At 66.0% G+C, this 10841-nt stretch carries 9 protein-coding genes and 1 pseudogene; 8 read left to right on the forward strand and 2 right to left on the reverse strand.

From position 1 onward, the window contains the following. Nucleotides 1-2 precede the first annotated feature (2 nt). Nucleotides 3-722: a hypothetical protein gene (locus ACNJ7K_RS27100; RefSeq protein WP_487042614.1), complete on the reverse strand. Its 720-nt coding sequence runs from the start codon at nt 720-722 to the stop codon at nt 3-5. Nucleotides 723-892: 170 nt separating this feature from the next. Here ACNJ7K_RS27100 and ACNJ7K_RS27105 point away from each other — a divergent pair, with 170 nt between their 5' ends. The 8 genes and pseudogenes from ACNJ7K_RS27105 to ACNJ7K_RS27140 form a co-directional block, all read left to right on the forward strand. Continuing rightward, nucleotides 893-1087 (forward strand): hypothetical protein, encoded by a 195-nt coding sequence (locus ACNJ7K_RS27105; protein ID WP_487042615.1) that lies wholly within the window; start codon nt 893-895, stop codon nt 1085-1087. A gap of 544 nt (nt 1088-1631) precedes the next feature. Next, on the forward strand, nt 1632-2312 hold the full coding sequence (locus ACNJ7K_RS27110) for an IclR family transcriptional regulator (protein ID WP_487042616.1): 681 nt from the start codon (nt 1632-1634) through the stop codon (nt 2310-2312). A gap of 183 nt (nt 2313-2495) precedes the next feature. Further along, nucleotides 2496-4856, forward strand: coding sequence for a cytochrome P450 (locus ACNJ7K_RS27115; protein WP_487042617.1), 2361 nt, complete (start codon nt 2496-2498; stop codon nt 4854-4856). A gap of 40 nt (nt 4857-4896) precedes the next feature. Next, complete coding sequence (locus ACNJ7K_RS27120; RefSeq protein WP_487042618.1) at nt 4897-6261, forward strand: MFS transporter; 1365 nt, start codon at nt 4897-4899, stop codon at nt 6259-6261. Between the two features lie 388 nt (nt 6262-6649). Next, nucleotides 6650-7465 carry an N-formylglutamate amidohydrolase gene (locus ACNJ7K_RS27125; protein ID WP_487042619.1) on the forward strand — a complete coding sequence of 272 codons (816 nt, stop codon included), beginning with the start codon at nt 6650-6652 and terminating at the stop codon, nt 7463-7465. A gap of 344 nt (nt 7466-7809) precedes the next feature. Continuing rightward, on the forward strand, nt 7810-7962 hold the full coding sequence (locus tag ACNJ7K_RS27130; protein ID WP_487042620.1) for a hypothetical protein: 153 nt from the start codon (nt 7810-7812) through the stop codon (nt 7960-7962). A gap of 77 nt (nt 7963-8039) precedes the next feature. Then, nucleotides 8040-8591 carry a hypothetical protein gene (locus ACNJ7K_RS27135; RefSeq protein ID WP_487042621.1) on the forward strand — a complete coding sequence of 184 codons (552 nt, stop codon included), beginning with the start codon at nt 8040-8042 and terminating at the stop codon, nt 8589-8591. A gap of 314 nt (nt 8592-8905) precedes the next feature. Continuing rightward, nucleotides 8906-9052, forward strand: a pseudogene (locus ACNJ7K_RS27140) (integrase); the annotation flags it as partial. Nucleotides 9053-9323: 271 nt separating this feature from the next. On the opposite strand, the gene ACNJ7K_RS27145 reads toward ACNJ7K_RS27140, so the two are convergent. Then, a partial coding sequence (locus ACNJ7K_RS27145) for a DNA repair helicase XPB (protein WP_487041978.1) occupies nt 9324-10841 on the reverse strand: 1518 nt, incomplete at its 5' end.

Here is a 10841-nt window from a genome sequence, read left to right on the forward strand (position 1 = left end):
CATCAGTCGGGCAACATCGCCGCCGCCAGTCGTTCGATCTTGCGGCGGGACTCTGAATCGGAGTCCATGGCGAGATCGGCAGGGGTCTGTCCGTCGGGGAGGCGAGGGGAGGGGCTGAGCCACCACGAGGCGACACCCCACGGGTCCGCGGCGGCATCTACTCGTGCATTGATTGCGGCGACGACGTCACGAACCGAGGCTGTGGCGTCGTCGAATTGAAAAGCCGGATAGCGGTAGCTGTTACCGACGGGCAGGGCTACGACCTTGCCCGCGGCGCGGAGCCGGGAGGCAACCGAGCGATCTGCTGGATCACGGCGTAAGACGGTTGCTACCTGGGCGGCGGTCAGCATGGGGTGGTCGAGGATGTGACGGCGCGTGGCCTTCTCGAGTTCGGCCTGTTCGATGGCGTCGTCGACCAGGTAGGCGCCGAGCTCGGTAGCTTGACTGCGGTCGGTCAAGGTTGGTGCCATCGCCAGCAAAGCCGTCACTTGGTTGCGCACCAATCGCATGTGCGGACGGCTGGCGAGTTCGGAGGCAAGGACGTCGATCAGCTCCGTGTTCGACAAGTCCGACAAACGGCGGCGCGCATCCGGCGTGATCGGAGCGTGGTGGCGTTCGGCGATATGCAGGTGCTGGGCGGCAGCGGCGATCGTCGCTCGAGGCGCGCGATGGCCGGCAAGCTTCGGATGCCGTTTACGGACGGTCGACCGGTGGAGGGACATTGAACGCTCCTCGCTATGACTGCACCGATGGCGAATAGCGTTGCATATGTAGCGTCGAGCGAGGGATACGCCCGCCCCGTTAACTGTCGGTGTCGTCCGAACGGGTGAATCTGCGGGTGACTTGCCTACTCGTCGGTAACAAGTAGGTCTCTCTCGCCGGTGTTCGGTATGTGAATTGGGTTTTCTTGCTGGTCGTCGTGTGGTTCGCGGTGTCGGTGACCGTCGCCGTCCTCTTCGGCCGCGTCATCCGCGCCCGCGACGAACGGGAGATCTCACGTACCGAAGCGACGCAGAGTCTGTGCCTCGCTGGCGACAATGTCCCGATCGAGCGCCGGTATACCTGCGAGCCTGTCTGCGACCCCTGAAGGTCGGGCCCGTGGCGTCAACTTGATGATGGTCCTTTCGTGATCGGTCTCGGTCTGGCAGTTCGCGAACTGTGGGTTTCCGCTGATCGGATTCAGGCCTGTTTTTGCTCGGTACTGCGAAACTGCTCGGCTCGGACGTCCATGGGGCGCCCGTCGACCTCGGGACGCGCCTTGTCCGACTGGCGCCGGGGTGGAAGCACCACCTCGATTGGCTGCCGCCCCGGCTGCCGAGATCGCGGTCGGCCCTGAAGGCAGCGAAAGCGGCTCCCTGACAATGAGGTCCGTATCGATCCGAACCTCCCGTTCGGTGGGGTGATTGCCACTTCGAGTCGGGTGGGGGAGGCGGATGCAGAGCGCTCGTCGACGAGCGGGCTCCCGGTTTGCCGGGGCGTTCCCCGCATCCGCCTCATCTTCGGACGCCTGCGCGGCGAACGGAAGGAGAGCGCGATCCGTGGCTTCGGCGCGTACCTGCCGGGCATTCGGTTGTTCTCGGCGGGGGAGCGATAGGCTTCGAAGTCGTACGTGTGAGTGTCGAGGAGAATCGTTGAGCACCCTGCAGACCCTGGATCGTGGTCTTCGTGCGCTGGACATTGTGTCCCAGCGACCCGGTGGGGTGACAATCGCCGAGCTCGCTGCCGAACTGGATGTCGCCCGAGCGATCGGCTACCGGATCGTGGCCACCCTCGAAGCGCACTCACTCGTAGCTCGTACCGACGACGGCCGCATCAGGCTGGCCGCAGGAGCGGCGCTACTCGGATCACGCTTTCGACCGCGCCTGCGGGAAGTGGCCCAGCCGCTGCTACGCGAGCTCGCGCAGCAGACCTCGGCGACCGCATTCCTGTCGACCCTCGAAGGTGACGAGTGCGTGGTTATCGCTGTGGCCGAACCCAATTCGGGAATCCTGCGTGTCGGCTACCGGCTGGGCACCCGCCATCCCGTCTCGCGCGGTGCGGCCGGCATCGCCATCCTGGCCGGCCGCCCCGCATCCGATGACGACACCGACGCGATCCGTCGGGCGCGGGCGGACGGGTTCAGTATCACCGCCGGGGAACTCGAGCACGGCGCGGTGGGGGTCGCGGCCAGTGTGCGGACCTCTCCCGAGCAGGACGGGGTGGGCTTCGAATCCAGTGTCGGGGTCGTCGCCATCGAAGGGCTCGACACCGATCGTGCCGCCGCTGCGGTGATGGACACGGCAGCGCGGATCAACGCGCTGCTCAGTATCTGACCGGGGATCCTTCCCGGTCTTCGTGGGGACGCTCGTGGAGAGCGTCCCTTTTTGTGCTCTCGGCACGGAGATATGACCCGGCGTTGACGGCGAGTGTGACCGCCGTTACCGTAGCGATGTGCGTTGAACGAACACATATGTTCGTTATTAGTAAAACTGCAGTTCGTAGCTGGGAGATGCATCATGACAAGCCAGGTGGACGGCACCGTCCTCGATACCCCCGACTCGGCACCCGAGAATCGATGCCCCATCGACCACACCGCCTTCACCTCCCCGACCGGCTGCCCTGTCTCCCCGCGCGCCGCATCGTTCGATCCCTTCACCGGGCCGTACCAGGTGGACCCGGCCGCATCGCTGCGTTGGTCGCGCGACGAAGAGCCCGTCTTCTACAGTCCCGAACTCGACTACTGGGTGGTCACCCGCTACGAGGACGTCAAAGCCGTCTTCCGCGACAACCAGCTGTTCTCCCCTTCGATTGCCCTGGAGAAGATCACCCCGACCTCCGACGAAGCGAACGCCGTCCTCGCCCGCTACGGCTATGCCATGAATCGCACCCTCGTCAACGAGGACGAACCCGCGCACATGCCGCGACGCCGGGCGCTGATGGAACCGTTCACTCCCGCTGCGCTCGCTCACCACGAGCCGATGGTGCGTCGACTGACCCGCGAGTACGTCGATCGCTTCGTCGATACCGGACACGTCGACCTCGTCGACGAGATGCTCTGGGAAGTCCCGCTCACCGTCGCACTGCACTTTCTCGGTGTGCCCGAGGAAGACATGGACACCCTGCGCGAGTACTCGATCGCGCACACCGTCAACACGTGGGGACGTCCGGCTCCCGAGCAGCAGGTCGCCGTCGCCGACGCGGTCGGGAAGTTCTGGCAGTTCGCCGGCACCGTTCTCGACAAGATGCGCAAGAATCCCGACGGGCACGGCTGGATGCCGTTCGGTATCCGCGTTCAGCAGGAACACCCCGACGTCGTCACCGACTCCTACCTGCACTCGATGATGATGGCCGGCATCGTCGCCGCGCACGAGACCACCGCCAACGCCTCCGCCAATGCCTTGCGGCTGCTGCTCGAACATCGCGACGTGTGGGAGGAGATCTGCGCCGACCCGAGCCTGATCCCCAACGCAGTCGAAGAATGCCTGCGTCACTCCGGATCGGTCGCCGCGTGGCGGCGTCTCGTCACCGCGGACACCACCATCAACGGCGTCGCAATCCCCGCCGGGGCGAAACTGCTGATCGTCAACTCCTCCGCCAACCACGACGAACGGCACTTCGACCAGGCCGACGACTTCGACATCCGGCGCGACAACGCCAGCGACCACCTCACCTTCGGGTACGGCAGCCACCAGTGCATGGGAAAAAACCTCGCACGCATGGAGATCCAGATCTTCCTCGAAGAACTCACACGCCGCCTGCCCCACATGGAACTGGTCCCGGACCAGGAATTCACCTACCTGCCCAACACCTCCTTCCGCGGACCCGACCACGTATGGGTGCAGTGGGATCCGGCGCGCAACCCCGAACGCACCGACCCCACGGTGCTGTCGCAGCGACAGCCCGTCAAGATCGGCGAACCGTCGAAGAACACCATCGCCCGCACCATGGCCGTCACCGACCTCGAACCCGTCGCCGACGACACTCTGCTGATCACCCTGCGCGACACGAGCGAGCGGCCGCTGCCGAAATGGTCCGCCGGATCGCATATCGACCTCGACTGCGGCACCGTCTCACGCCAATATTCGCTGTGCGGTGACCCGAACAATCGCACCACCTTCCAGATCGCGGTCCTGCACGACCACGAGAGCCGGGGCGGATCCCGGTGGATCCACACCGAACTGTCCGTCGGCGACACGCTCCGGGTACGGGGTCCCCGCAACCACTTCAAGCTCGACCCCGACGCGAAACGGTATGTCTTCGTCGCCGGCGGCATCGGCATCACCCCGATCATCGCGATGGCCGATCAGGTCAACGCCGCCGGAGGCGACTACGAGATCCACTACGCCGGACGCTCACGCACCTCGATGGCGTTCCTCGACCGCCTCACACGCGACCACGGCGACCACCTCCGGCTCTATCCCAGTGACGAAGGCACCCGCATGAACCTCGAGGCCCTCTTCGCCGACCCGGACGAAGGTACCCAGATCTACTCCTGCGGACCCGAACGCCTCCTGACCGCACTCGGCGAGGCCACCGCGCACTGGCCCGACGACATCCTGCACGTCGAACACTTCTCCTCCACCCTCGAAGCCCTCGACCCGGCCAAGGAACACAGCTTCGACGTGGTGCTCAAAGACTCCGGCATCACCATCCCCGTCGCCGCCGACCAAACCGTGCTCCAAGCCCTGCGCGCGGCCAACATCGACGCCCAGAGCGACTGCGAAGAAGGCATCTGCGGCGCCTGCGAAGTCCCCGTCCTCGACGGCGAGGTCGACCACCGCGACCTGGTCCTCACCAAGGCCGAACGCGCCGCCGGCAACACCATGATGACCTGCTGCTCCCGCGCCTGCGGAACCACCGTGACCCTCCAGCTGTGACACCCCGCCGCACCACACAACCTGATCCGAAAGGCACGACATGACCACCATCGAGCAGTCGGGCACGCCGTCGGTCCCACCGGACACCGGCACACCGACCACGAGAACTCCGTTCAAGCGGGTTCTGGCCGGCAGCATGGCCGGCGCCGTCCTCGAGTGGTACGACTTCGCGATCTACGGCATCCTTGCCGCGACCGTCCTCGGCCCTCTCTTTTTCCCCAGCGGCAATGCGGTCGCATCGTTGTTGATGGCCCTCGCGACACAAGGGCTCGGGTTCGTCGCCCGTCCTCTCGGCGGCATCGTCTTCGGTCATCTCGGTGACAAGTTCGGACGCAAGCCCATCCTGGTGGCAACGTTCCTCATGCTCGGTGGCGCGACGGCCGCGATCGGGCTGCTCCCCACCTACGGTCAGATCGGCATCTGGGCCACCGTCGCCCTGGTGGTCCTGCGCATGATCCAGGGCTTCGCCCTCGGTGGCGAGTTCGGTGCCGCAGTCATCCTGGTCAGCGAATACGGCGAACCCAAGCGCCGTGGATTCTGGGCGGCGTGGCCGCAGTCCGGAGCGCCGGCCGGTACCGTCCTGGCCACCGTCACGGTCGGCATCCTTGCGGTCGTCTTCCCCGGGGACGCCTTCGACAACTGGGGCTGGCGCGTCGCCTTCCTCCTCGCCGTGCCCCTGCTGATCATCGGGTTCCTGATCCGACGGGGTGTCGAGGAATCTCCGGTCTACCAGGCCGCACAGGCGAAGGCCGAATCCGCCGAGGACAAGGCTGCACGCAAGGAATCGTCCAGCATCATCGCGGCCCTGCGTAAGCCGCGCCCGCTGCTCCACGGCCTCGGCATGCGCCTCGGCGAGAACATCGCGTTCTACGTCTACACCATCTTCGTCATCGCCTACGCCACCACCTATTTCGACTACACCCGCGGCGCGATCGTCACCACCGTCGCCTTCGCCTCGGTGTGCCAGTTCCTCGGAATGATCGGCGGCGGATGGTGGTCCGACCGGGTGGGACGCAAGATCGCGATGCTCGTCCCCGCCATCTCACTGGTCATCTGGGCACCGATCTTCTTCGCCCTGGTGCACACCGAAAACATGACCGCCCTCGGTGTCGGCGTCTGCATCGGCGCTCTGCTGCACGGCATGCTCGCCGGCCCCGAAGCTGCGTGGATCACGGAGCTGTTCCCCACCAAGTACCGCTTCGCCGGCTCCTCGCTGGTGTTCCAGGGCTCGTCGATCATCGCCGGCGCCCCGGCACCGTTCATCGCGGTGTGGCTGGTCGACCGCTTCAGCGCCACCGCCGTCATCATCTACCTGGTGATCACCATGTCCATCACCGTGATCGCCGTGGCCACCAGCCGCGAAACCAAAGGTGTCGACCTCGACAAGCTCGACAACCTCTACTGACACCACCCTCACCCAGCCCCACCCGCGCCGACCCCGGCGCCGGTGGGGCTTGGTCATGTCGAAGATCCGCTGATCTCGCGTCACTCGCCTCCACGAGACCACCCTGCGCCGTGCCGGTGAATGCGCCCCTGGTGACGCGGTGGCTGTGCGACGAGATCGCATGCCGGCACGAACTCGCCCCACATCGGTATCACCAGGGCTGATCTGTCGGTGCGGCCGTGCCCGTGCCACACATGACGCCCGAAACCTGATCGACCCGCAGATCCTCCGTGGCGCACTCGACCAGTCACCTGCTTGGTGAATCGGCATCATCTCGAGAACAATTCGCGTCCCCACCCCAGCATGGAACTGGGACTGTTAGGAAGCCGCCACCAAGAAGGAACACCCCGTGCCGCACTCCGCGCTCATCACCCCCGGAGACGACCGATCACCGGTCCTGATCCACGTCCCGCACGCCTCGCGCATCATCCCTCTCGAACTGCGCCCAGACCTGCTGCTCACCGACGTCGAGCTCGCCGCCGAACTCGACGAAGCCACCGACACCGCCACCGACGAGATCGCCGCCGCAGCACTGCGCCACACCCGCCTGAAACCGACGAGCGTGGTCAACACCCTCTCCCGGCTGGTGATCGACCCCGAACGATTCCCCGACACCAGCGAACCGGCGAATGCGTTCGGCAGGGGAGCGGTCTACACCCGCACCTGCACCGGCACGCCGCTGCGCGCCGAACCGTATCCCCGCACCGCCCACCTGATCGATACCTATTTCCGTCCCTACGCCGACGCAGTCACCACCGCAGTCGACGACCGCCTCCACGCATGCGGACGCGCGGTGATCATCGACCTGCACTCCTACCCCGCCACCCCCTCCAGCTTCGAAGACCCGGCCGCCGAACGTCCGGCACTGTGCATCGGCACCGACACCGTCCACACCCCCGAATGGTTGACCGACGCCGTTCACGGCGCATTCGCGTCCCTACCCGCGGTCGACCAAATCGCCGAGAACACCCCCTACGCGGGAAGTTACGTGCCGCTGCACCACTACGGCCGCGATGAACGCGTGTCCTCGGTGATGATCGAGCTGCGCCGCGATGTCTACCTCACCGACCCCCGCACTCCCGACGACGCGCGCGTCGACCAATTCGGCCGCGCCCTCGCCGTCCTCATCGACGCGATCACCGCACAGGTGGCCGCCGATGTGTAAACCCAAACCCGGCCCGCGCTGCACCCCGCACATGCGCACCCGCGTCGCCAAAGCCGTATCCCGCGTCGAGGTTGCACGCATTCGGCTGGCCGACAATCCGACTCACATGCGGTTGCAAGACCGACTCGCTGCAGCCGAAGCTGACCACGCGCACGCCTTGGCGTTGTACGACGCCACACCCGGTGGCCAGAGCGAACTCCGCGCAGCGGTCGCTACCACCGCCGACCCGAACATACGGCACGCGATGACCCTGCGCCTGCGCGATGCTGAAAAACTACGAGCCGAGCAAACCGACGCACTGCGCCGCGCCCGCGCAGGACAGACCGGTCAGGAAGGAACCGACGATGCACAACGAGGAACCGATGACGCAGGAACGCCGCGAGAAGTTCTGGAGGCAGTACGGGTGGAGCCCGGAGCTTCCGGAGGACCAGCGCAAGAAGATCGAGGACTACTGGAGCGACCCGGAGATCGAGGAGGCCGAAGCGCTCGGATTCTGATCGACGGTCGCGAGGTCACGCCCATCGCCGAGCACACACTGTCCGATGCCGAGCGCGAACGCTTCGCCTCCGCTGGGATGTCGGCGCCGACGCTTTATGAGCTGGGCCCGACCGATTCCGATGTCTATCGCGCCCAGATGCTCGAGCTGACCGACAAGAATCCCTACGCTGCGTCGGTATACGTCTATGACGAGGACGAATACCGGCAGATGCGGCTGCTGGTGACCGATGACGGAAAGGCCGGCGTCGCGCTCAAGGGCGATGAGATCGTTTCGGCGTTCGCGCACAAGGACTGCGCGCACCCGAAAGCCGTGCAGTCGATGCTCTCTCAGGCCACCGCGCGCGGCGGACGACGCCTGGACTGCTTCGATACCGTTCTTCCCAAGCTTTACGCCGACGCAGGGTTCGTTCCTGTCGCGCGATTGCGGTGGAACGATGACTACGCCCCCGACGGGTGGGACTATGACACCTTTCGCCGTTTCAACGACGGCCGTCCTGATGTGGTGTTCATGGCCTACGACTCAGAACGCGTCGGTGGTGACTACACGCCAGAGGCGGGGGAGTACGTCGACAATTACGACGACGGCGTCGTCCGAGCGCAGAAGTATCGGCCGCGCTATACCGATTGATGTTGCCGGAAGAGACGCTCCACTCAGGTCGACGCCACCGTCACCCGCGGCCGTTCTGATTCGACTCGACGTAACTACACCGCGGACGGGACCCAGTTCACGCCTGGTGCCAACAGAAAGGGCACGCCGCGTTGCCAGCGAATCCGCACACCGTCGCCGCCTACCTCCTAGGTACCACGGCGACCGTCACAGAGACCGGGGAACGAGTCTACTGGCCGGCCACGCTGGTCCGCGGGGTCGCCAGTATCGCTACCACCACCGCCACGCCGCATACCCGCCCAGTCCAAACGAATCGGTCACTGCGACCCTGTCCGGGACAAGCCACCCAGGCCTTCTACAACGGTGAGAGCGCGCACGCGATCATGTGCCAGAATGGGCACACCACCCCGGCCATGCTCGAAACCTACGCCCGCGAGCATCCGCCTCTGATCGGCAACGCTGTCACCAACCTCGGGCTTTGACCGCGATGACCCACCCCGATCGTGTAGGGCGCTACCTGTTCCCCTACAGGACGATACCGATGGGCTGCTTGAGCCGGAGAGTCTCGGCCCTCCGTATTACGACCGCGGCACCGCTGCCCGCCGATGGGATCATGAGACTCTCGAAGATCTGATCGACGTCTTCGATGAGATCGAGCAGCGGACCGGAGCCTTGTTTAGCGAACTGCTCGCAGTGCTGGAAGGGCGTGAAGTCTCTGGTCCCCGCTCGGAGTGGACTGGTCGGCGCTCCGTGTCAGCCGATCTGCGGTCCGAGCAAGTCGTCGGCGTCGGTGATCCGGTACGCGTAACCCTGCTCGGCGAGGAACCGCTGGCGGTGCGCGGCGTACTCGGCGTCGAGGGTGTCGCGCGAGACCACGGAGTAGAAGTGGGCCTGGCCGCCGTCGTGCTTCGGACGCAGCAGCCGCCCGAGACGCTGGGCCTCCTCCTGACGCGAACCGAAGGTGCCCGACACCTGGATCGCGACCGAGGCCTCCGGCAGGTCGATGGAGAAGTTCGCGACCTTCGACACCACGAGCACCTTCAACTCGCCCGACCGGAACCGGTCGAACAGCGCCTCGCGTTCCTTCGTCTTCGTCGAACCCTTGATGACCGGGGCGTCGAGCGCTTCACCGAGCTCGTCGAGCTGATCGATGTAGGCACCGATGATCAGTGTCGGGGCGTCCTGGTGCTGCTCGAGGATCGACTTCACGACCGGGATCTTGGTGCGGGCGGTCGAGCACAGCTTGTACCGTTCCTCGGGCTCGGCGACCGCGTACGCCATGCGCTCGGCGTCGGTGAGGGTCACGCGGACCTCCACGCAGTCGGCGGGGGCGATCCAGCCTTGGGCCTCGATGTCCTTCCACGGCGCGTCGAACCGCTTCGGGCCGATGAGCGAGAAGACGTCGCCTTCGCGTCCGTCCTCGCGCACGAGGGTCGCGGTGAGACCGAGGCGGCGGCGGGACTGCAGATCGGCGGTCATACGGAAGACCGGCGCCGGCAGCAGGTGCACCTCGTCGTAGATCATCAGCCCCCAGTCGCGGGAGTCGAACAACTCGAGATTGCGGTATTCACCCTTCGACTTGCGGGTGATCACCTGGTAGGTGGCGATGGTGACCGGACGGATCTCCTTCTTCTCACCCGAGTACTCGCCTATCTCGTCCTCGGTGAGGGAGGTGCGGGCGATCAGCTCGCGCTTCCACTGCCGCCCGGCGACCGTGTTCGTCACGAGGATGAGCGTCGTCGCGCCGGCCTTCGCCATCGCGGCCGCGCCGACCATCGTCTTACCGGCACCGCACGGCAGCACCACCACACCCGAGCCGCCCGACCAGAACGAATCGGCGGCCAGTTCCTGGTAGTCGCGCAGGTGCCACGGATTCGTCTCGAAGTCCAGCGAGATCGAATGGGCCTCGCCGTCGACGTACCCCGCGAGGTCCTCGGCCGGCCAGCCGATCTTCAGCAGCATCTGCTTGACGCGTCCGCGCTCGCTCGGATGGACGATCACGGTGTCGTCGTCGATGCGCGCACCGAGCATCGGGGCGATCTTCTTGTTCCGCAGGACCTCGGCGAGCACCGCCCGGTCGAGGCTGACCAGGGTCAGGCCGTGCGCGGGGCTCTTGACCAGCTGGAGGCGCCCGTAGCGGCTCATGGTGTCGACGATGTCGACGAGCAGCGCCTGCGGGACGGCGAACCGGGAATGCGAGACCAGCGCGTCGACGACCTGCTCGGCGTCGTGACCGGCCGCACGCGCGTTCCACAGTGCCAGCGGCGTCAC

Origin of the sequence: Rhodococcus shunpengi (genome assembly GCF_048381395.1) — a bacterium.
GTDB lineage: Bacteria > Actinomycetota > Actinomycetes > Mycobacteriales > Mycobacteriaceae > Rhodococcus.

What these genes read in the sequence shown, in the direction of transcription:
- ACNJ7K_RS27135 (WP_487042621.1), top strand. Translation starts at nt 8,040, where the DNA reads ATGTCGGCGCCGACGCTTTATGAGCTGGGCCCGACCGATTCCGATGTC.
- ACNJ7K_RS27100 (WP_487042614.1), bottom strand. Translation starts at nt 722, where the DNA reads ATGTCCCTCCACCGGTCGACCGTCCGTAAACGGCATCCGAAGCTTGCC.
- ACNJ7K_RS27120 (WP_487042618.1), top strand. Translation starts at nt 4,897, where the DNA reads ATGACCACCATCGAGCAGTCGGGCACGCCGTCGGTCCCACCGGACACC.
- ACNJ7K_RS27130 (WP_487042620.1), top strand. Translation starts at nt 7,810, where the DNA reads ATGCACAACGAGGAACCGATGACGCAGGAACGCCGCGAGAAGTTCTGG.
- ACNJ7K_RS27115 (WP_487042617.1), top strand. Translation starts at nt 2,496, where the DNA reads ATGACAAGCCAGGTGGACGGCACCGTCCTCGATACCCCCGACTCGGCA.